Genomic DNA, 21153 nt, shown 5'->3' on the forward strand with positions numbered 1-21153 from the left:
TCAGACTGAAGTGCGAGGATTATTTAAGTCGATAGAATTTACTACTATTTTGAGACACAGGCATGACGACCTCGTTCATCCCGACAATTACGGTTGGGGTCTGAGTGATCGATGTCCAACTCAGTGAATTTAGATCGGAATTTTGCTGCAACCCGAATCCAGTTAAGTAAAGAGGCCACCTTATGAGGACAGTGTTTGTACCAGAAGTGGCGATGGAAAGTGCCGGCTCAGGCGAATATACTTCCAACTCCTGCAATGAGTAGCCCTGGGAGTTGAAACCTTGTGTCGCTGAGATTTGGACGAAACGCCCGGACTCGTTTACGAGGATATCCTCCAAGCCTCCGGGTCCAGTGGTGGTGCTGTAGAGGTTGGTCCAATGGGTGGCATCGATGGAAGAAAGAATCTGATAGCTGGAAGCATAGTTCGATCCCCAACCTAACCGAACACGGGCAAGAGCCCTTACGGCTCCCAGATCCACGGCCATCGATTGTTGGCCGCCTGACAGGGACGACCATTGAGTTGTTGGATCGCCGTCAACGGCAGCAGAGCCGGGGGAATTTGCGCCCAGTATGGATGACACAGTAATCGGCTGGTGGAGAGCAATGTTGGCCACCCCGCTCGGAGGCGGCGGAGACGAAATGGCAAATGAACCCGCCAACCGGATGTCACGGGACGAGGCACCAACCATGACCTGGAAAGTGCCAGGAGGCACCACCCATTGATGCGCGATCGGATCCCAGCAGGCCAGATCCTCCCAAATCAGGGTGAAGCTTACGTGAGTGGATCCGCCGGATGATACAGGCACTTTCCTGAATGCCTTGAGTTGACGTGGCGGTTCGCCAGCACCTGGTGGGAATCCCAGATAGAGCTGAACCACTTCAGCCCCGTTGCGATTGCCGAAGTTCTGTACGTCCAATCCGATCGTTACTTGTCCCGAGGGATTCACCGCACTGATGGCTAAATTGCTGTACGTAAACGTAGTATAGGATAGACCGTGTCCAAATGGAAATTGAGGTGACGCATTGGATGCATCATACCAACGATAGCCGACCTGAAGTTTTTCTGAATAGCTTACATGACCATTGGTGCCGGGAAACTGCGCGATTGTGTTGGCAGGCACCTGGGTGGCATTTGCGGGAAAGGTCACCGGTAATTTGCCGGACGGGTTCACGTCTCCAAAAAGCACCGATGCGAGCGCGTTGCCGTTTTCCTGACCGGGATACCATGCGGCCAGTGCGGCGGGAACTTGACTGGCCCATGGCATGAGCGTCCCAGCGCCAACATACATTACTACGATGGTGCGCGGGTTGGCTGCTGCCACGGCGCTGATCAGGGCATCCTGATCGCCGGGGAGGGAGAGACTGGATCGGTCGGTGCCCTCGCCAGTCTGTTCGCCAACACAAACAATCGCGATATCAGATTGTTGGGCAAGTTGGACGGCTTCAGCTATGTGGCCGCCATCACCCACGCTGTAACTGGTGGTAATGGAGGGACCGGCGCGGTTGGTAATTGCATCGTACGGAAGATTGTAATAAGGCAGATACACTTGCGCTGAGCCACCTCCGACTGAGAGAACGTTGACGCTCGCCGCCGATCCAATTATTGCGATGGAGTGGATTGATGCTGTATTTAGCGGCAGCAGAGATCCAGTATTCTTTAGCAGCACGATTGCCTGGGCAGCCGCATCGTGCGCAAATTGTGTATGCGCGGCGCTGGTCACATCGGAAGCCAGATTGCCGCTCGTTGGATTATCAAAGATACCAAAGCGGAACATGGCGGCGAGAATGCGATGAACCATGTTGTCCAGCTGTGAAAGGGGGACAATGCCGGTTTGTATGGCGGTCTTCAGTGGAGTGCCAAACCGCGTGCCTAATGCCATTTCCATATCCAATCCGTTGATCGCCGCCGCATTCGGACTAAAGCTCGCTCCCCAGTCGGACATAACGAAACCGTCGAAACCCCACTGCTGTTTGAGCACGCCTTTTAGCAACGGGGATTGACAGACGTAATTGCCGTTAATTTGGTTAAACGATCCCATTACGGCACCCAGTCCCGAATGTATGGAGGCGCGAAATGGCGCGCAATAAATCTCCTGCAGGGTGCGCTCATCCACGTCCGAACTTTCTGTGCTGCGATCGGTTTCCTGCTCATTACCCACGAAATGTTTTGCCGTGGCGATTACGCCCTCACTTTGAATGCCTCGGACATCCGCGCCCGCAATGGCTGCAGAAAGGAATGGATCTTCACCGAAGCACTCAAAACTTCGTCCTCCTTGTGGTACACGTGCAAGGTTCATCATTGGCCCGAGCAACACATGTACGCCCTTGCCATGCGCCTCTGCGCCCATAACTGCTCCATATTGCCGGGCGAGGCCTGTATCCCAGCTCGCCGCCAAGGCAATCGGTGCCGGAAGGGCGGTTACGTTCATTGCCCCGTCGCCAACACCGGCTGGACCGTTCTGTAGATGGAGCGCAGGGATGCCAAGCCGGGTGTTGCCGGACACGTTACCGATGTAAGGACCATCCACACCGTGGACCATGCCAATTTTCTCATCCAGCGTCATCTGGGCGACGAGCAAGCTGGCTCTTTGGTCTGGAGATAGGGAAGTATCCATCCACGGAGTTGTTTGTGCTGACAGCGCTTGTGTCAATGCCCAGGTGCTCCCAAGCCAGCAGGCGATCCTTACAAAACGGCGAATACAAGGTACGTGCATTAGTTTCTCCCTCTGATAGTTGCTTGCCAGTTAGGGATGAACTTCTCCGATTCTCACGGAACAGATTGCGAGCGGAGCGGCACATTACGACGCCGCAGTATCTCTGTCAAATTCTCTGCCGGAAATGCAAACCGAGTTTAGAACTCTGAGAGAAGCGTTTGAGTTGGGCGAGTGCAAACTAAACTTATTCAGGATTGCGAACTCACTCGCAGTAATTAAGTTCTTCGCTTGCGAATGAAGAGGGATGAAAAGAACAAAAAAGGCGCGACCAGTTGGTCGCGCCTTTGCGGTTTAAATTAAGGACTAGGAGCAGCCGAGGCTTTCGCCGCAGTTGAGACACTTGTAGCAGGCACCATTGCGAACGGCTACGTGGCCGCAACTGGGACAGGTTGGGGCGTCCTGCTGGAAGTGGGCGACGGAGTCGCTGAGACTGGTGATCGCTTTGGTTCCGTGCTTGTGACCGTGACCATTGCCATTGGTTTCGGCGGGTTTCATATCCAGGATGTCTGTGTCTTCCGAGAGTGGAAGCTCAGGCACTGGCCGATTTATCTTTTTTTTAAGCTCTTCCAGAAGCCCAGGGATGGCGAGTTCCGGCTGGTTGCGAGTGGCGGTGTTCGCTTCGCGATAGCCGGGAATGAACTGGAAGGCCATCCAGCGGAAGACGTAATCGGTGATGGAGGAGGCATTGCGCACTTCCGGATTTTTGGTGAAGCCGGAGGGTTCGAAACGTTGGTGTGCGAATTTGCGAACCAAGGCTTCCAACGGAACGCCGTATTGGAAAGCGATGCTGGTGAGCGTTCCGATGCTATCCATCAAGCCACCGATGGTGGAACCTTCCTTGGCCATGGTGATGAACAGTTCACCCGGTTGGCCATCTTCGAAGAGACCAACAGTGAGGTAACCCTCATGGCCGGCAATGTCGAACTTGTGGGTGAGGGCAGTGCGGGTATCCGGCAAACGGCGGCGGAGCGGCTGGACCGCTTGTTCCCGCAGCTTGTTGACCTCGCTTTCGAGTTCCTGGATGCGATTGGAAAGCGTGGCCGCTTCGGCGGCAGCCTTCTCACCCGCAGTTGGCTCGGTGCTGTTCTTTTTCGTATTGAGCGGTTGAGAACGCTTGGAGCCGTCACGATAGATGGCAACGCATTTCAGGCCCATCTTCCAAGCCTGCACATAGGCATCGCGGATGTCTTCAACAGTGCATTCCTGAGGCAGGTTGACAGTCTTGGAGATGGCGCCACTGATAAATGGTTGGGCGGCGCCCATCATCTTCAAGTGAGCCATGTATTTGATGCTGCGCTTGCCCTGATAGGGCTTAAACGCGCAATCGAATACTTCGAGATGTTCCGGGCGAAGACCACTGCTCACAGCCTGGCCGTTATCCTGAACATCTTCAATGGTGTCGTATTTTTCAACGTGGGCGACAATTTTCTGAATGGCTTCAGTGCCATAGCCGAGGCGACGGAGCCCTTCAGGCACAGTGCGGTTGACGAGCTTGAGAAGACCACCGCCAGCCAGCAATTTGTATTTTACCAGGGCAATGTCGGGTTCGACACCGGTGGTATCGCAATCCATGAGGAAGGCAATGGTGCCGGTCGGCGCGAGCACGGTCACCTGGGCATTGCGATAGCCAGCCTTCTGTCCACGCTCAAGCGCACGGTCCCAGGTTTTGCGAGCTTCTTCCTTCAGGTAGTGGAATTCACGGCTTGGTTGAATTTGTTCGACAGCATCGCGATGGAGCTTAATGACTCCGAGCATCGATTCGACGTTATCCCTGGCGATCGGCTTGGAGACGTGCGCACAACGAGCATCATGATAACCTTTGAAAGCGCCCATGGAGGTGGCGACTTCAGCAGATTGTTCGTAAGCGTGGCCCGTCATAATGGCAGTAATGGCACCGGCCAGTGCGCGACCACCATCAGAATCATACGCCAGGCCGTAGCTCATGATAAGCGAGCCGAGGTTGGCGTAGCCGAGACCGAGGGTGCGGTAGATGTGAGAATTTTCGGCGATTTGCTTGGTTGGATAGCTGGCGTTATCAACGATGATTTCCTGTGCAGTGATATAGATCCGGACAGCAGCTTTGAAGCGTTCGACATCAAACACGCCGTCTTCGCGTTTGAACTTCATCAAGTTCAAGGAGGCGAGATTACAGGCGGTGTTATTCAGGAACACGTATTCCGAACAGGGATTTGTAGAATGAATCGGTTCGGTTCCTTTGCAGGTGTGCCACTTCTGGATGGCGTCGTCGTATTGCAAGCCGGGGTCGCCGCAAATCCAGGTGCCTTCGGCGATTTTGTGCATCAGCTTGTTGGCATCCTTCTTTTCCAAAGGACGGTTGCCGGTTACTGACTTCGTCCACCATTCGGTGCCTGCCTCGGCGGCCGTCATGAAGGCATCGCTAACCCGAACAGAGAGGTTCTCGTTCTGATACATGACGCTGCCGTAGGCTTCGCCATTATAGGAACCGTCAAAACCTTGCTCGATGAGCGCCCAAGCCTTCTTTTCTTCCTTCTGCTTGGCGTCGATGAATTCTTCGATATCGCCATGCCAGTCACGCAGAGTGTTCATTTTGGCAGCGCGACGGGTTTTACCGCCGGACTTCACCACATTGGCGACTTGATCGTAGACCTTCAGGAAGGAGAGGGGACCGCTTGGACGACCGCCGCCGCTGAGCTTTTCACGGCTCGAACGAATCGGTGAAAGATCAGTGCCGGTGCCGGAACCGTATTTGAAGAGCATCGCTTCGCTGTAGGCGAGATGCATGATATCTTCCATGTTGTCCTCAACGGACTGAATAAAGCAGGCACTGCCCTGGGGATATTCGTATTGAGTGACGGCACGTTCAGCTTCACCGGTCTTGCGATTATAAAACCAATTGCCGCGGCCCGAGTTCTTGCCGACGCCATACTGGTGGTACAAACCGACATTGAACCAGACCGGGGAGTTGAAGGCACCGTATTGGTTCACGCAAAGCCAGGTGAGTTCATCAAAGAAAACTTCACCATCAGTTTTGCTAAAGTAGCCGTCCTTGACACCCCAATCCGCAATGGTGCGGCAGATGCGGTGGATGAGTTGGCGGACAGAAGTCTCGCGCTCGGGAGTATGCTGTTCGCCGTAAAAATATTTGGAAACAACCACTTTGGTGGCTAAAACTGACCATGATTTGGGAACTTCAACATTCTCCTGCTTAAAAATTACTTTGCCGGAATCGTCGGTAATTTCCGCCGTCCGTTTATCCCATTCGATTTGATCGAAGGGTTTAACTTTTGCATCACTGAAAACCCGCTGAACGCGTAAAGATTTTTGAGTGCCGGAGGTACCTTTTGAGGTGCGACTGGTGGAAACAGCCGCTTGACGGCGGCGAGCGGACGAGGAGGAGGACGGGAGCAATTGATCACGAGCGTCAATCATGGTTTATTTGCCTTTCGAGTGTATATGTCTGAGACCAAGAACAGCGAATCATTGTATCCGGACAATGACCCGAGAAACTTGCATATTCCGGCCTAAAAATCGAGGTTTTTAGCCGTTTTTGTATCGGCTTGAAACCCCTTTCCGTAGGGGAATACTTTAAAGTTACCACTACCTGTTGTAGGGACAAGAAATTTTTCCAAAAATGTTACGACAACGTTATTTATGGGCTTTTTTGAAAGTTTTTGACCCGGTTTCGGGTGGTTCGGCTCGATTGACGAAGCGGAAATTCCTACCTTCGGGAACGATCCCTTGCGTGGTGCCTTTTTTGTGGATTTTCCCTGAGTTTCTTGAAGCGCCGGACCGGTTCCACGGTTTTGGGGCGGGGTTTGGGGACGAGGATAATAGGGCAGCCTTCGTAGCCAAATGCCTTGCGAAGTTCCCCTGCCAAATATTTTCTATAAGGATCGGAAAACAATTCGTCGCGATTGACGAATAGCAGGAAGGTTGGGGGTGCTTGCCTGACCTGGGTGGCGTAGAAAAACTTGAGGCGATGGCCCGCCGCACTGATAGGCTGACGATTTTCCACGGCATCATTCAGGGCGCGATTTAAAATGGATGTGGGAACTTTCTGCTGAAGCTGGTCAGCGACGTAGCGAACGGCTTCGAGCAGTCGGTCGAGATGGAACCCGGATTTTGCAGAGGTAAAAATGACGGGAGCGTAATCCAGAAAGAAGAGATGTTCCTGCACCCATTGACCGAACTCTCCCAGCGTGGTGAGACGGCGGACTTTGCGTTCGTCACGATCACGGGTTTTCGCATCGCGGCGTTCGATCTCCTGTTCGCGGGACTCACGGACGGACTCCTCCACGAGGTCCCATTTATTAACCACCACGATGCAGGCCCTGCGTTCTTCCACGATTTTATCGGCCACTTTTTTGTCCTGCTCGGTAATCCCTGCTTCAGCGTCCAGAACGAGAACACAAATATCTGCGCGCGCGATGGAATCCTCGGTGCGCTTCACACTATAAAATTCAACGGAGTCATCAACGCGGCGGGATTTGCGAAGTCCGGCAGTATCAATAAGTAAATAGGACTGGCGGATGCCGTCGGCTTCAACTTCAAAAGGAACGTCCACAGCGTCGCGCGTTGTGCCGGGAATAGGGCTGACAATGACGCGTTCAGATTGGGTAAGAGCATTGATGATGGAAGATTTGCCCACATTGGGGCGGCCAACGATGGCGAGTTTGAGCGGACCTTTCAGCTCGCTCTTTGTCTTGCCCTCCACTTCAGGTGTTCCTTCGAAGACATCCTCATCGACTTCCGCTTTCTCCAGGATTTCCCTGGGTGGAAGCAGGGCAGTGGCGGCATTCATCAGATCTACAATGCCTTCACCATGGATGGCACTGACGGGAAAAACCTTATCAAAGCCGAGCTCTGTGAATTCGAGGGCGGCAGCTTCAACCTTTTGCGTGTCAACCTTATTGGCGGCGACTAGGACTGGTTTGCCGGAGCGGCGCAATTTATCAGCGACCTCCTGGTCTAGCGGGACGATGCCTTCCTGAACATTCGCGGCAAGGATGATGACGTGGGCAGCTTCAATGGCCAGATCAACTTGCTCCAAAGCCGCCTTGGTGATGACGTCAGCGGCTTTTTCGCGGCGGAGGAGCCCAATGCCGCCGGTATCGACAAGGGTAAAGGCGTGGCCACCCCATTCGACCTCGGCGCTTACGCGATCACGAGTAACACCGGGCATATCGTGCACAATGGCGATGCGTCGGCCCGCAATACGATTGAACAACGCCGACTTGCCGACATTTGGCCGGCCCACAATGGCTATCAAACCTGACATGAGATAAAGATGGATGAGTATGGGCCAAGGTCAAAGCCAAAACGGTGATGGAACATGCGATTCTCGTGTCTTTACGCTTGCTTCTTCATCGGTTTTTAGGAGAACTTCCTGTCGGATTAACCATTTCGGGAGAAACTCCTTTAAAAACTATGCAACAGGATCATGCGCAGGGACTGGCGGGACTGGGAATAGGCCTGTTTTTCATCTTTTTCGCGATAGCAATTGCGCTGGGGATTTATGTTTTCTATTGCTACTGCTTTAAGCTGATTTGTGAAAAGACAGGCAGGAAACCGGGTGTGCTCATCTGGATTCCCATTGTGCACTATATCCCGTTATTGGAAGTGGCAGGGCTGCCAATTTGGTTGATCGTGCTTCTTTTGATCCCTTTTGTGAACCTAATTGTGTTTATCATTTTATGGGCAAAGGTCTGCGAGGCACGAGGTAAGAGTCCCTGGCTGGTGATTCTGTTTTTTATTCCAGTCGTAAATTTGGTCCTGATTCCTTACCTGGCATTTTCGGAGTAATGCTGCACTAACATTTTTCCAGGAGAGGAACTTTCCATTCTCGTTGGTTACTAACCGGCATGCCTTCGGCGTTTTCACATGCATTTGCAGCGGTAGCGCTGGGAAAGACTTACACTGGCAGCAAGATGAGTTGGCGCTTTTGGGTGCTGGCAGCGGGTTCGGCCGCCATGCCAGACTTCGACGTGCTCGCATTTGGTCTTGGTATTCCGTACGAGAGCATGTTTGGACACAGAGGATTTACCCATTCATTGTTGTTCGCGCTATTTTGGGGATTACTGGTGGTCTGGTGTGAGTTTAAGCAGGTGGTTCGCTTTTCGCGGGAATGGTGGAGCTTGTTCGCATTCTTTTTTGTTGCGACCGCATCACATGGTTTCCTGGATGCTTTTACCGACGGAGGGGAAGGCGTTGGCTTTTTTGTGCCGTTTAACGGCATGCGCTACTTCTTTCCATGGACGCCGATTGAAGTTTCTCCGATTGGGGTGGGAAGCTTCTTCAGTCAACGCGGATGGATAGTGGTGAAGAGTGAGCTCGTCTGCGTAGTCTTGCCATTTGCGGTGTTGTGGCTCGCTGCGACGCTTTGGCGCTGGGCAGTTTGGAGCAGGATTAAGTTAAAACGGGCAGAAGCATTAGAGCCCGGTTCAGAAACCGCCTCAAAGAGCTAGCACCGTTTTCACATGACAGATTTCCTCATCGGCACTGGGATTTCTCAGTGCGACAGGGATGGGCGCTGCTCCAGGTTTTGGTCTACAAGGTGGCCTTGGTGTGACAGAACTGGGCCAAGAGCCCGTGCATCATGCTAATGAGTTCATTCATCGCACTGGTCTTGTTCAGAAATACAGTGCCACCAGCTTCATAAACCAGGATGATCTGGTGCTCATCCAGGGAACCGGAAAGAACCGCGATGTACAAATCTTTGTACCTGGAAGTCTGGCGGATTTTTTGAATGAGTTCCAGGCCGCTGTATGTACCGATGCGTATGTTCAGATCGGTGAGAAACAAGCAAGGGAATGGGTATCGTTCGCGATCGCTGAAGGGACCTTCACCATGAAGATAGGCCAAGGCCTCTGAGGGGGAGTGAACCCAATGCAAAATGACGGGAAGCGCTGTCTTTTTGACAGCAATACTCAGGAGCAAATAATCGTCCACATTGTCTTCAAGCACTAGAACAGATGTGCAGGATTGCAGCATGTACCTCTTAAAATAAGCTCAAATCGTTATTTCGCAAGGGGGTGAAAGTTCAGGATTACTGGAATGAAAAGCCTTTCAATTACCAGCGCAGGTTTTCGTACGACTACGCATGGGATTGGTCCGGAAGAAAACGGGTATGGACTAAATGAACGTCCACCTGATCAATCCTTCCGGCCTTTTTGACCGGAAGGATTGATTGACAAAACCTCATTGTGACTGTTTCAGAGAGGAAACGCTGGCATCGAGCTTATCGAGGGTGGGGCCGATTTTTTCGCCAACGCCGGGCATGGCTCGGACTTTCGCGCTTAGGTCCTGGATTTTGGTCGTGTAGGGTTGCGCAGCATTCATGACCGTTGGTTTGGCAGAAGCTGGCAAAAGGTCCATTTGCGATTTCATGCTGTTTAATTTATCGCTGATTTGATTCAGCTGCGGCACGGCTTGTTGGGCTGAGTTGGCATCAGTAATGCCACCAAGAGTGGACGTGGCGCTTGTGAGTGTGTCTTGCAAGCCAGAACTGAGTGCCGATGCATTTGGCACAGTGGTTCCAGCTGCAGGTAATGTTGTTCTAGTTGCGGGCTCAGTCATCGTGCCCGGTTCCGTGGTGGCAGGTGTCCGGCGACTGCGATTCCACGCATACAATGCCCAGAGCACAATGGCCAGGAGGATCAAAGGAATCAGCCAACGCGTGGGTGAGGTACGCTCGCGACCATGCCCGGTTTCGGCACGGGAACCGCTGGCGCTGCCCGCCGAAGCGCCACTCAGGGATGGACTCGCACCGGCATGCGTCAACTCAGGCTCGACGCGAGTAGTAGGGGTAGCAGGGGTAGTTGGTTGAGTGGCAGCGCCAAAGCCGGGGATGCTGCCAAGAATGGTGGAGAGGCCCGAAGGCATGGCACCCATGATGTTTGATTTTTGACTGTTCAGGTAGCTGGTGATACCCGAGGCGCCACCGCCCATCGACTTGCTTTCCTTGCCTATTAAACCCAGTGCGAGCGGAGCAATTGATCCAAGCAGACCCGACACGGAACTGCTCCTTACGCCGGTAAAACGTCCGAGAATCGCAACCAGATTCGAGGAAAGACCGGCGCCAAAAAGATTGGTGAGCATGTTGGAACTGGCTTCCGGGTTCATGCTTGAGCTTTCAGTCAGACGCGAAGCGAAGTTGGTTTCCTGATCGGGCTCTTGTTCGTTGATGGCGTTCTGGACACGATGAGCGCCCTCGGGGGTGGAGGCGACATGGGTGAGTCCAGCGAGCAGGGTGGGGATTGCAGCGCCAGCCAGGTGTTGAGTTCGCTCGGGAGATTCACCGAGCAATGAACTTAGACGATTGGTGTTCCCACCGATCTGGTGGGAGATAAGTTCTACGATGTTTGCACTCATAAACTATAACATTATGATTTTCCTGTTACTACTGGCGTCCTCCTTGATTGCCTCACACACACCACCAGTTTGGTTTTGGTTTCCATTCCGGGTCAACGAATGGATACGTACTTCCAGTACCACACGGGGTAGGAGGTCGCAAACGGGAATTTACAGGGGCAACTTGATGGGATATGAATCGCGCTACGGAGATTTATGCTAACTGGCCTGTACGAGGCAATTGGAGAGCCACCGAGGATTGATGGTAATGCGAATGAAATCGCAAAAAAGTTCCGTAATTCAGCTTAACGGATGGCTTAAGCGGCTCTCGATTCCACGGCCGCCTTCGGCGAAGCGGCCATGAGGTCCTCGATGGTTTGGATAAGGTTCATCAATTCTTCCTGGCAGTTTGGTTTGTTGAAGAACGCATCAGCCCCCAATTTTTCGGTGGCATCCGCATGATGTTGCAGAGTGGAACCGGTGAGCATCATGACGACGAGGTGAGGAAAGGGGTTATCTATAAGCCATTCCAAAAGATCCAGGCCATCAAAGCCAGGCATCTTCAAATCGGTGACGAGCAAGTTGGGAAAGGGATAAGTGGCACGGTCTGCGTAGGCGCCTTGTCCGCTCAGGTAACGAGCGGCTTCATCGCCGCTGGGGACAGTGTAAACGACGGTAAGTTGATCGCTGGTGCTAAAAGCCCGCACGAGGAGTTTCAGATCGTTTTCACAGTCTTCCGCGATAAGAACTTTCCACGTCATAGGTTGATGTCCATGAGTTTGCTAAAATTCCGTCAACCGAACGAGACAAATTGACTGGGGTCTAATCCTGATAAGTGGCAGGGGGTTTTTGCTAATAGTGCGGGGGCTTCGGGTTGGTGGATTTGATGCGCTCGAGTTCGATGGTTTCAACGGAATCAGAAAGCTTTTGCTGGAGGGATTGCATTTTCGCCAGGCGACGGCCCTGATCAAGGACGACCTGGTTCAGTTGGTCGTATTGGTGCTCCAGATGGGCAAGGTGCATTTCAATCTTTTCCAACCGTTCCGCGAGTTCATTGTCCATGAAATGATTGTAATAGGACTTTGCAGAAAGGCGAAGTGCGATTTTACTGGAGGTGTGTCAGGAAAACAAAATGTGAAGTTGACGGCCCGACTGTTGGATGAGCATGTGCAACGGTTGCGTGCGTGCGTGCTTTGTCCGGCCATGCACAAGCCGGTGGTGAGTGGCGGCGCGGTGATGAGCAAAGTGTTGCTGGTCGGACAGGCTCCGGGAGACAAGGAACCCATTATGGGCCGACCATTCGCCTGGACGGCTGGCAAGACGTTGTTCAAATGGTTCAACGATGTGGCTGGAATGAGTGAGGTGCAATTTCGAGCTTCGATTTACATGGCGGCGGTGTGCCGTTGCTTTCCAGGGAAGAAGCCGACCGGGGGGGATCGCGTGCCTTCGCCGATTGAGGTGCAAACGTGTTCGGGTTGGCTGAAACGTGAAATGGAGATTTTAAAGCCGGAACTGGTGATCCCTGTGGGCAAGTTGGCGATTGAGCAATTCATTCCACCACGAAAGCTGGATGAGATTATTGGCCGGAAAATGCGGGTAACCTATGCCGGACATGAATTTGATCTGATTCCATTGCCGCATCCGTCGGGAGCATCGCCGTGGCATCGCATGGAACCGGGGAAGACGTTGTTGAATCAGGCGTTGAAGAAAATAGCAGAGCATCCGGCATTTAAGGAATTGAGCTGAGCCATCCCGGCGACCTGGTCACCGTGCGGCTTGGCAACCATCTGAAGCTCAAGATTTGTCGACGGTATTTTCCACGGGTTGGGTGGTGCCAGCCCGGCGGACTTTTCGATTTTGGAGAAGCACGCGAAGCAATTGAATGACCGTGATGCCCACGCAGGTCCAACCGAAGAGGTCACCATGTTGGTGGTAAAAAGTGGGGATGCGCTTTTCACCGGGTTCAAGTAATGGAATGCGCGCAAGCATGAAGCCAGGCCCATAAATGCTGCCCTGGGCATCGCGGAAGATTTGGCGCATCCGTCCTGCGGAATCAATCCAGCAAGTCAGGCCGTTGTTGCAGGCGCGAACGAGAGGGACGCCATTTTCCACCGTGCGAAATACCGCTGCGGCGGCGTGTTGCCATTGAGCTGCGCCTTCACCAAACCAGCCATTGTTGGTGAGGTTGACAAGAAAATCGGTATCCTCGGAAACGTATTCCGGCACGAGGTCGGGAAAAACATCTTCGAAACAGATTAGCGGCGATATCCGAGTATGGAGATCCGTCAGGAAGTAAGGCACCACGCGGTCACCAGGAGTGAAGCTGCCGGTAATGATGGTAAGATATTTCATGAACGGGAGCCACTTCGCGAGCGGAATGTATTCGCCAAAAATGACGAGATTACGCTTTCTGTATGAAGCGACAAACTCGCCCTCGGGACTGACCAGAAAACTGCTGTTATAAAAGTCAGAGTCAGAGAGTTTGACAGCACCAGGATGGGGCTTGAAATCGTCCGCACCGATGATAATCCATACCTTGTGTTTTCGGGCGAGATCAAGGATTGGCTGGGAGATGTCATCATCCATGCGAATCAGTCCCGGAACCGCTGCTTCCGGCCAGATCATCAAATCCACTTCATTGGTAAGCGCCTGCCCGGATAACTCGATTAATTGGCGGAAACGGTTGGAGCTTTCCTGTCGGTCCCAGATTTCTGTTTGCGGGATGCTCGGTTGGATCAAGGCGACCTTTAACTCGGGACGTTGGCGTTCCGGTTGGACCAGTTTGTGATAACCGGAACCGTAGAGGGCAAGCAAAACGGCTGCAGGCAAAATGATTTCGCCAATCCACGCCGAACGGATGGTCGGCTTGCGGATGATAACCATTACGGCGCAGAGGATGGAAAGTGAGGTCCAGACTGCGAGAAACGCCACACCGTAGATGCCGGTGATGGAGGCGATTTGAATCAGCGGAGTGATTTTGTACTGGGAGGAGCCAAGCAGATTCCATGGAAAGCCGCTGAATAAACGCGCGATGGTCATCTCCAAAGCGACCCACACCGCTGCGCTGAAAAGACACCAGGCCATACGCCGAGACCAGGGGACTGAGAGGAATTGTTCCGACCACGCCTGGAACGTGGAAGTGCCGGCAGAGGAGTCCATTCTGGCCGGAAACATTCTCCACGAGAGCCAGACCCACAACGCCGGATAGAGGGATAGATAAACCGCCAGTGCGAACCAACCGAGAATGGGAAATCCAGTGACTGGAATCAACAGCAGCCAATAAAGCGAAACCAGATAATGAGCGAAGCCCGCGGCATAGCCAATGCGAAAGGTCTGTTTGGGAGATTTTCCGATGGCTGATAAAAGAATCAGGGCAGGAGCAATCCACGCGAACCCGGCAATTCCTATCTTGGGAAAAGAGGCTGCCAGCACCACTCCGGCACCCATGGCCCACGGATATCTGCTGCGAATAAAAGAGCGTAATCTATTCAACGCAAGGGGAGCTTGCCCCAAACTTTTTGAAACGCAAGCAGGTGTTTACCGTTAAATGCAGGGGGAAACGGCTATAGGAAATGCTTGACCATTCCAAGAACATTCACTCTGACTGGCTCGTGAAGTCGGGGCACCAGGAAAACAATTCAGACTTGGAAGGGTTATTGGACCTTCGGCCGTGCGAATTGCTTTTGACACAATTTGACTACTACAGACGTTATCAAAGAACACTGGAGAATCTCAACAATGATCCCCGGGTGCACCTGGAAATTCTAAACGCCGCCACGAAACCTGCTCCGGATAGCTTCCCGCGCGTGCAAAGATTTGTACAGCATGTTTCGTGGGCTCCTGTGGTTGTAAAATTAACCCGGAACGAAAACAAAATGTAACCAGCGCTGATGTGCTGGCACAATTCTCACAGGATTTCGCTTTGCTACGCCAGCTCGTTGATCTAACTTCCTCAACAAATTATGGAAACAGTATCCTTAGGCATCAGTTCGTTGTTAAGTACTCGGCTTGGTTATGGTTGCTGGCGGTTGGTTGGAACCTGGAATCCGGCTGAGGTAACTCCGGAGGGCAAGACCCAGGGGCGTCGGGCGGTGATTGCCGCTTTTGAAGCGGGATACACACTTTTTGACAATGCGGATATTTATTGTCGCGGAGTTACCGAGGAGGTTTTTGGTGAAGCGCTCAAGATGGTGTCCGGGATGCGCGACAAGGTGATCATCGCAACCAAATGTGGCATACGATTCCCTGGAGATCCTTATCCCGAAGCGCCACAGCGTTACGACTTTTCGGCAGAGTACATCATCTGGTCGTGCGAGCAATCGTTGAAACGGATGGGCGTGGAGACGATTGACTTATACCAATTGCATCGCCCGGATTTGCTGGCTAACCCGGAGGAAGTGGCAATGGCTTTCTCCAAGCTGAAACAATCCGGGAAGGTGCGATATTTCGGAGTCAGCAACTTTCGTCCGACGCTGGTTACGGCCATTCAAGTGGCATGCCCAATGCCCTTGGTGGTTCACCAGGTGGAAATCAGCCTTGCAAAACTGGATACGTTCACAGATGGAACGCTGGACCAATGCATGGTTGAGAAGATGACTCCGCTGGCATGGAGTCCACTGGCGGGCGGCATGTTGGGCAGTTCCAACGGGAACGTTTCCGAGGAGAAGAAGAAAGCGTCTGGCGCGGACCGTATTTTGCCGGTATTGGATGCCGTGGCGAAGGCGCGCGGGACAAGCCGGATGGTGATAGCGCTCGCCTGGTTGCTGAAACATCCAAGCAAAATCGTTCCAATTGTGGGCTCAACCAACGGCGATCGTATTCGCGAAGCCCTGAAGGCGGCGGACTTGGAATTGACACGTGATGAGTGGTATCGACTGTTGCTGGCATCGCGCGGAGAGCCGTTGCCCTAAGGCAGTGATGCGGTTATTTTTTGCTCCAAGTGATTTAGATTGGATGTCGAATTGAATACGGACACACCAGCAAAACTTGGCTATCGGATGCCCGCCGAGTGGGAAACCCACGTAAGTACGTGGTTCACCTGGCCGCGACCTGAGGGAATCAGTTTTCCCGATAAATACGATACTGTGCCGCCGGTTTATGCCGAGCTCATCCGCCATTTGGTCCGGGTGGAAGAAGTGAACATCAATGTCTGGAATCCGGAAATGGAAGCATGGGTAAAGGATCTGTTAAGGAAGGAAAAAACTCCACTGGAGCGGGTGCATTTCCATTATTTTCCGGCGTATGAGCCATGGTGTCGCGATCACGGGCCGATTTTCCTGGTGCGCGAACAAAACGGGCAGCTTGAGCGGGCCATTGTTGACTGGGGTTATAATGCCTGGGGAAACAAATATCCTCCCTTCGATCTTGATGACGCCGTCCCTCAACATGTGGCGAAACTGAGGAGGTTGCCTCTGTTTTCGCCTGGCATAGTCATGGAAGGTGGTTCCATCGAGGTGAATGGGAGAGGTACGGTTTTAACCACCGATGCCTGTCTGTTGAATCCAAATCGAAATCCGCATCTCAATAAGCAACAGATTGAACAATATTTAAAGGATTATCTCGGCGTAACCAACGTGCTTTGGTTGGGCGAGGGAATCGTGGGCGATGATACGGACGGGCATATCGATGATATCACCCGGTTCGTAAATCCGACGACGGTAGTTGCGGTGGTGGAGGAAGATCCAAAGGATGAAAATTACGAGTTGTTGCAGGAGAACTTGAAGCGGTTGCGTGTGATGAAGGATCAGGATGGGAAGTTGCTCAATGTGGTGGAACTACCCATGCCAGGCCTGGTGGAGTATGATGGCCAGCGTTTGCCCGCAAGTTATGCTAACTTTTACATTGCGAACCAAATGGTTTTGGTTCCGACCTATCGCCATGCGAATGACGCAAAGGCCCTGGCGATATTGCAAAAATGTTTTCCTGATCGACGGGTGGTGGGAGTGGATTCGACCGAACTGATTTGGGGCCTTGGTTCCTTCCATTGCATCAGTCAGCAGGAACCAGCTTGAGAATGGATAATGCCGGAGATTGAAAAGATCGTGGAGATCTTTCGATTGTTTATTGCGTTGCCGGTTCCTGAGTTCGTCAAAGAGGAGCTGAAGCGCGTGCAATCGGAACTGCGTCTGAATTTGCCGGGTGGGAGTGTGCGCTGGACCCGGATGGATCAGTGTCATTTGACACTTCGGTTTTTGGGGAATGTTCCCAGCGATGCGGTGTCTGAATTGTCTGCAGCAGTGAAAAGGAGTTGTAGTGAATTTCCTCTGGTTCACCTCAAGGCTGAACGGATTGGATTCTTCCCGAATGAACGGCGTCCACGGGTAATTTGGGTCGGAGTGAGTGATGACAGTGGCAATCTCAGAGCCTTGCAGGCAGTGTTGAGCAAAGCGGTTTCACCTTTTACGACGGAGGTGGATGCAAAGATTTTCAGCGGTCATCTGACCTTGGGACGAATTCAGAATTTGCACGCTCGTGACGTAAAGATGCTTGGCGATTTGGCGCGTGGCTCGACAGATCGAATCTTTGGGGAGTGGACGGCGGACCGCATCGACATCATGCGCAGTGAGCTTGGAGCTCAGGGGAGCAGACATTCGTGTTTGGAGTCCATTACCCTCGGTTCCACTTGCCGCTAAAATGCGGAACAGGTTTGCCACTATACAGCCGGTGATTCATTTGCTAGTGTCTCCTTACTATGGCATTGGACGATATTTTACTGGAGACGGAAGAGAAAATGATTAAGACGGAGGAGGTTGTGCAGCATGAGTTTTCCGGCGTGCGCACCGGCAAGGCATCTCCCTCGCTCGTCGAAAATATTTTAGTGGAAGTTTACGGCTCGCAAATGCGGATTCGCGAGTTGGCAGGTATCACAACACCTGAACCCCGCATGCTTTTAATTCAGCCATGGGACGCCGGGACCGTGCATCCCATTGAGAAAGCCATTCAGAAAAGCAATCTCGGATTAAATCCAGCCGTGGATAAAAAATTCATCCGGATTGTTTTGCCTGATCTGAGCCAGGAGCGCCGCCAGGAGTTTATCAAGGTGGTGAAAAAGATGGCGGAGGATGGGCGTGTGGCCATTCGCCATGTGCGCCGCGACGGTATGGAAGCATTGAAGAAAGAAGAGAAAGCCGGCGGTGTGACCGAGGATTTGGTCGAAGGGGCGGAAAAGGAAATCCAGAAGCTGACGGATAGTTATATTGCCAAGATTGACGGTCACCTGGCGCAAAAGGAAAAAGAAATTCTTACCGTTTGAGCCGGCCCAGTGACTGAAAGTTCAGTGTTGAGCCACGTTGCCCTGCACCGGTTCTTCAAAACGGATGACGGTCTCTCCAGTTTTGGCATAACCCAGGCGCTCACGGGCAAGGCGTTCCACAGTTCTGGGATCACGCTGCGATTCGAGGGATGTCTTGATTTTCCTGGAGTTCTCCTCCTCCTGGTGCAACTGGGTGTCTAACCGCAAAATTTCCTTCCGGAGACGCTCGTTTTGATTAACGAGCGGCATATACCAGATACCGACGCCAATAAGGAAGGCCAGCATCACCAGGAAAATAACCGCCTGGGTAAGTTTATCCCAGATGCCTAAATTGACTTTCATCGTAATCAGTAAAGCTTTTTACGATACAGAAGAAAAGGAGATATTTATTGGTGGATAGTTTTCCGGGCAAGCCGATCGACGTCAGGCTCGAAGCTTGGGCGTAAATGAGGGTTGGGTTGGGTTCGAGCAATCGTGAGAGTGGTTAAGCAGCCGATCAAACCGGCCGCAAGCAGATGAAGTCGCAACATTACTCTTAAATGATCCGCGCACAAAGAATCCTTCAAATTTGGTATTCTAATAACATCGATTGTCGCGAGTCTGGCCGTGGTTTTTATCGGAGCGCAACTGGTCAAATCAGCGGGGGAAACTTTTCGCGGCCGGAACACCTATACTCAATGCTTCACATTGATAGCATATACGATAGGTCCGATGCTCCCGGTACGAATGCTTGACGCTCTGCCGGCCATGAATCCATGGATTACCCTGTGTATGGGAATGGTGCTTTCCCTCTCGGTGCTGTACCATCGATTTCCCAGGCTGCTTGATCCAGATCCGCCGCAGTCGCAGTCCTTCGGCCTTTATCGCATAGGCGGGGTATTGCTGATTATCAGCAGCGGATTGGCGAGGGTGCTTACCGAGCTGGTCTCGATGCAAGGTAAGCTCACTCTCTTCCCTTAAACCGGGGGTGCTAACTGGATTTTGATTTGGCCCTTCGATCGAGCGTCGCCACGGCTTTCTTTATTACCCATTCGGACTTTTCCAATGCTGTCTGGGCGGTGGCATAATCCACGCCTTTCAATTCTTGAATAATTCTTACGGCGCGGTCACGCAGCTTGGTGTTTGAAGGATTCAGGTCTACCATCAAATTGCTGACGACTTTGCCGATACGAACCATGGCCAGCGTGGTGAAAATATTCAGGATGAGCTTGGTGGCCGTGCCGGCTTTGAGACGAGTGGAGCCGGTGAGCAGTTCGGGTCCCACATTGGGAGTGATCACAATATCGGGCCGGGCATCCCCCGGAATGTTTAAGAAAGGATTAAAGCCGACGAGTATTGTCCTGGCTCCGCGACCTTTTGCTTCACCCAACGCACCCCAAACGAACGGGGTGCGACCACTGGCCGCGATTCCGACCACCACGTCCTTGCTGGTTACGGAACGAAATTCTATGGCTCTGGCACCGGCAACCGGATCATCTTCGGCTCCTTCAACAGAACGCCAAAGGGCACCCTGGCCACCGGCAATAATTCCCTGAACCATCTCAGGATCGCTACGAAAAGTGGGGGGACATTCGCTGGCATCGAGCACTCCCAGGCGACCGCTGGTGCCTGCGCCAACATAGAAAAGTCTGCCACCTTTTTTGAATGCCTGGGAAATGTATTTTACCGCCTGCTCGATGTGATCGCGCTCCTGCAGAATTGCCTGGGGAATCGCGGCGTCTTCCGACAACATCAGTTCGATGGACTGAGAGAGCGGCAGTTTATCCAGGTTCAGGGAGCGTGGATTGCGCTGTTCCGTGGGAGAAAGTTTTGCCATCTGGGACAAGGGCAATTCGGGAACGTGCGACTTAACAATTGTTTTCCTGGTGGACCGGACTGGCTTCAGCGATGCCGAGTGGCCACTCCAAATCTTTTGGGCCAGAATGACAGCGCCCCAGACACTCTCCCGCTCAAGAGGGGTAACCTGCGCGCCAGGCCAGAGCTTTTTGAGTTTATTGGAAATGCCCCTGGTAAATTGCGGCTGCTTCAAAAGAACGCTGCCCGAGAGAATAAAATGAACCGGCGCTTTCGGATTCGCCAATTGCCTAGCACAAGCAACTGCGTCTTCCACCAAGCTGGACTCGGCACTGGCAAGAATATCAGCCGCAATCTTATCGCCTTTTTTCCAGGCGACAAAAACCTCCGTGGCCAGGCTGGCGATGGTGGTTTTGTTGGCTGCCTGAGCCCAGGCAATCAGTTCATTAGGCTCGTTTAGTTCCAGTCGATGCAAAAGCTGCTGACCGAGCCGGGCCCAGGCGCCGTCGCGGTCATAGTAGAATACGACTGCCTTCAGGGCACGGAGACCAATTTCGTAACCACTCCCTTTATCGCCTAGAATATGTCCCCAGCCGCCGATCTTGCCGGTCTTGCCCGCCCGATTGCGGCCATAGCAGCAGGAGCCAGTTCCGCTAAGCATCAATATTCGTGCTTCAGCGTCTTCAACGTCCTTTTCGTCCGTGGCAGTCAGCGCTGTTTCCAGATCGTTGGTCGCGTACGCGGGGATTTGAGTCCAGACCTTGGAGGCAGCGTTGCGAATGCGTTCCCAATCGTTCTCAGTGCGTGCACCAGCCATGCCGATCGCCAAAGCATCGGGCTGCGGAAAAGCCTCAGCGATGGAGCGCAGGAGGCGAACCAGTTGAGCATCGTTGAGGAGTTTTACATTTGCTGGCCCGGCTTCAAATCGATGAAGAAAATGCCTGCGGGCGTCGGCAAGCAGGGCCACGGTACGAGTGCCGCCCCCTTCGATACCTAGGAACAACGGTCTGGCAGGCTGTTTTGTACTACTAATTGTCATTGACGCGGATTATCTTTAAATCCT

General features: G+C 52.8%; 18 protein-coding genes. 8 read left to right on the forward strand and 10 right to left on the reverse strand.

Annotated elements, in window-relative coordinates:
• Positions 1–19 precede the first annotated feature (19 nt).
• From CFLAV_RS15785 to der, 3 genes are all read right to left on the reverse strand, one after another.
• Positions 20–2713, reverse strand: coding sequence for a beta-glucosidase (locus tag CFLAV_RS15785; protein WP_083808964.1), 2694 nt, complete (start codon positions 2711–2713; stop codon positions 20–22).
• Between the two features lie 303 nt (positions 2714–3016).
• Positions 3017–6124 carry a vitamin B12-dependent ribonucleotide reductase gene (locus CFLAV_RS15790; RefSeq protein WP_007415771.1) on the reverse strand — a complete coding sequence of 1036 codons (3108 nt, stop codon included), beginning with the start codon at positions 6122–6124 and terminating at the stop codon, positions 3017–3019.
• Between the two features lie 289 nt (positions 6125–6413).
• The gene (der, locus tag CFLAV_RS15795; RefSeq protein ID WP_007415772.1) at positions 6414–7973 is read right to left on the reverse strand and encodes a ribosome biogenesis GTPase Der; all 1560 of its coding nucleotides are present in this window, start codon (positions 7971–7973) and stop codon (positions 6414–6416) included.
• Between the two features lie 47 nt (positions 7974–8020).
• Here der and CFLAV_RS32440 point away from each other — a divergent pair, with 47 nt between their 5' ends.
• Complete coding sequence (locus CFLAV_RS32440; protein ID WP_007415773.1) at positions 8021–8497, forward strand: DUF5684 domain-containing protein; 477 nt, start codon at positions 8021–8023, stop codon at positions 8495–8497.
• 59 nt (positions 8498–8556) lie between these two features.
• Entirely contained in the window at positions 8557–9159 is a 603-nt protein-coding gene (locus CFLAV_RS15805) for a metal-dependent hydrolase (protein WP_007415774.1), read from the forward strand.
• Positions 9160–9241: 82 nt separating this feature from the next.
• Here CFLAV_RS15805 and CFLAV_RS15810 read toward each other — a convergent pair whose 3' ends face one another.
• The 4 genes from CFLAV_RS15810 to CFLAV_RS34175 form a co-directional block, all read right to left on the reverse strand.
• Positions 9242–9685 (reverse strand): response regulator, encoded by a 444-nt coding sequence (locus CFLAV_RS15810; RefSeq protein WP_007415775.1) that lies wholly within the window; start codon positions 9683–9685, stop codon positions 9242–9244.
• 207 nt (positions 9686–9892) lie between these two features.
• The gene (locus CFLAV_RS15815) at positions 9893–11065 is read right to left on the reverse strand and encodes a DUF937 domain-containing protein (RefSeq protein WP_007415776.1); all 1173 of its coding nucleotides are present in this window, start codon (positions 11063–11065) and stop codon (positions 9893–9895) included.
• Positions 11066–11361: 296 nt separating this feature from the next.
• Complete coding sequence (locus CFLAV_RS15820; protein WP_007415777.1) at positions 11362–11805, reverse strand: response regulator; 444 nt, start codon at positions 11803–11805, stop codon at positions 11362–11364.
• Between the two features lie 91 nt (positions 11806–11896).
• Positions 11897–12106, reverse strand: coding sequence for a SlyX family protein (locus CFLAV_RS34175; RefSeq protein ID WP_083808966.1), 210 nt, complete (start codon positions 12104–12106; stop codon positions 11897–11899).
• A gap of 72 nt (positions 12107–12178) precedes the next feature.
• Here CFLAV_RS34175 and CFLAV_RS15825 point away from each other — a divergent pair, with 72 nt between their 5' ends.
• Positions 12179–12790, forward strand: coding sequence for a uracil-DNA glycosylase family protein (locus tag CFLAV_RS15825; protein WP_040549069.1), 612 nt, complete (start codon positions 12179–12181; stop codon positions 12788–12790).
• Positions 12791–12838: 48 nt separating this feature from the next.
• On the opposite strand, the gene lnt is transcribed toward CFLAV_RS15825, so the two are convergent.
• On the reverse strand, positions 12839–14536 hold the full coding sequence (gene lnt, locus CFLAV_RS15830; protein ID WP_160164595.1) for an apolipoprotein N-acyltransferase: 1698 nt from the start codon (positions 14534–14536) through the stop codon (positions 12839–12841).
• A gap of 470 nt (positions 14537–15006) precedes the next feature.
• Between lnt and CFLAV_RS15840 the strand changes: the two genes are divergently transcribed.
• The 4 genes from CFLAV_RS15840 to frr all read left to right on the forward strand — a co-directional run bounded on the left by CFLAV_RS15840 (position 15007) and on the right by frr (position 18296).
• Positions 15007–15954: an aldo/keto reductase gene (locus tag CFLAV_RS15840; protein ID WP_007415781.1), complete on the forward strand. Its 948-nt coding sequence runs from the start codon at positions 15007–15009 to the stop codon at positions 15952–15954.
• 87 nt (positions 15955–16041) lie between these two features.
• Positions 16042–17055 (forward strand): agmatine deiminase family protein, encoded by a 1014-nt coding sequence (locus CFLAV_RS15845; RefSeq protein WP_007415782.1) that lies wholly within the window; start codon positions 16042–16044, stop codon positions 17053–17055.
• Positions 17056–17064: 9 nt separating this feature from the next.
• The gene (gene thpR, locus CFLAV_RS15850; protein ID WP_007415783.1) at positions 17065–17676 is read left to right on the forward strand and encodes an RNA 2',3'-cyclic phosphodiesterase; all 612 of its coding nucleotides are present in this window, start codon (positions 17065–17067) and stop codon (positions 17674–17676) included.
• Between the two features lie 59 nt (positions 17677–17735).
• Positions 17736–18296 (forward strand): ribosome recycling factor, encoded by a 561-nt coding sequence (gene frr / locus CFLAV_RS15855; RefSeq protein ID WP_007415784.1) that lies wholly within the window; start codon positions 17736–17738, stop codon positions 18294–18296.
• Positions 18297–18317: 21 nt separating this feature from the next.
• Here the strand turns inward: frr and CFLAV_RS15860 are convergent, their stop codons facing one another.
• Entirely contained in the window at positions 18318–18638 is a 321-nt protein-coding gene (locus tag CFLAV_RS15860) for an FtsB family cell division protein (RefSeq protein ID WP_007415785.1), read from the reverse strand.
• Between the two features lie 237 nt (positions 18639–18875).
• Here CFLAV_RS15860 and CFLAV_RS15865 point away from each other — a divergent pair, with 237 nt between their 5' ends.
• The gene (locus CFLAV_RS15865) at positions 18876–19256 is read left to right on the forward strand and encodes a YIP1 family protein (protein ID WP_341849387.1); all 381 of its coding nucleotides are present in this window, start codon (positions 18876–18878) and stop codon (positions 19254–19256) included.
• 10 nt (positions 19257–19266) lie between these two features.
• On the opposite strand, the gene murQ is transcribed toward CFLAV_RS15865, so the two are convergent.
• Positions 19267–21129, reverse strand: a complete 1863-nt coding sequence (gene murQ / locus CFLAV_RS32445) for an N-acetylmuramic acid 6-phosphate etherase (protein WP_007415787.1) — start codon at positions 21127–21129, stop codon at positions 19267–19269.
• Positions 21130–21153 lie beyond the last annotated feature (24 nt).

Origin of the sequence: Pedosphaera parvula Ellin514, assembly GCF_000172555.1 — a bacterium.
Lineage (GTDB): Bacteria > Verrucomicrobiota > Verrucomicrobiia > Limisphaerales > Pedosphaeraceae > Pedosphaera.

What these genes read in the sequence shown, in the direction of transcription:
- CFLAV_RS15785 (WP_083808964.1), bottom strand. Translation starts at nt 2,713, where the DNA reads ATGCACGTACCTTGTATTCGCCGTTTTGTAAGGATCGCCTGCTGGCTT.
- CFLAV_RS15790 (WP_007415771.1), bottom strand. Translation starts at nt 6,124, where the DNA reads ATGATTGACGCTCGTGATCAATTGCTCCCGTCCTCCTCCTCGTCCGCT.
- der (WP_007415772.1), bottom strand. Translation starts at nt 7,973, where the DNA reads ATGTCAGGTTTGATAGCCATTGTGGGCCGGCCAAATGTCGGCAAGTCG.
- CFLAV_RS32440 (WP_007415773.1), top strand. Translation starts at nt 8,021, where the DNA reads ATGGAACATGCGATTCTCGTGTCTTTACGCTTGCTTCTTCATCGGTTT.
- CFLAV_RS15805 (WP_007415774.1), top strand. Translation starts at nt 8,557, where the DNA reads ATGCCTTCGGCGTTTTCACATGCATTTGCAGCGGTAGCGCTGGGAAAG.
- CFLAV_RS15810 (WP_007415775.1), bottom strand. Translation starts at nt 9,685, where the DNA reads ATGCTGCAATCCTGCACATCTGTTCTAGTGCTTGAAGACAATGTGGAC.
- CFLAV_RS15815 (WP_007415776.1), bottom strand. Translation starts at nt 11,065, where the DNA reads ATGAGTGCAAACATCGTAGAACTTATCTCCCACCAGATCGGTGGGAAC.
- CFLAV_RS15820 (WP_007415777.1), bottom strand. Translation starts at nt 11,805, where the DNA reads ATGACGTGGAAAGTTCTTATCGCGGAAGACTGTGAAAACGATCTGAAA.
- CFLAV_RS34175 (WP_083808966.1), bottom strand. Translation starts at nt 12,106, where the DNA reads ATGGACAATGAACTCGCGGAACGGTTGGAAAAGATTGAAATGCACCTT.
- CFLAV_RS15840 (WP_007415781.1), top strand. Translation starts at nt 15,007, where the DNA reads ATGGAAACAGTATCCTTAGGCATCAGTTCGTTGTTAAGTACTCGGCTT.
- CFLAV_RS15845 (WP_007415782.1), top strand. Translation starts at nt 16,042, where the DNA reads ATGCCCGCCGAGTGGGAAACCCACGTAAGTACGTGGTTCACCTGGCCG.
- thpR (WP_007415783.1), top strand. Translation starts at nt 17,065, where the DNA reads ATGCCGGAGATTGAAAAGATCGTGGAGATCTTTCGATTGTTTATTGCG.
- frr (WP_007415784.1), top strand. Translation starts at nt 17,736, where the DNA reads ATGGCATTGGACGATATTTTACTGGAGACGGAAGAGAAAATGATTAAG.
- CFLAV_RS15860 (WP_007415785.1), bottom strand. Translation starts at nt 18,638, where the DNA reads ATGAAAGTCAATTTAGGCATCTGGGATAAACTTACCCAGGCGGTTATT.
- murQ (WP_007415787.1), bottom strand. Translation starts at nt 21,129, where the DNA reads ATGACAATTAGTAGTACAAAACAGCCTGCCAGACCGTTGTTCCTAGGT.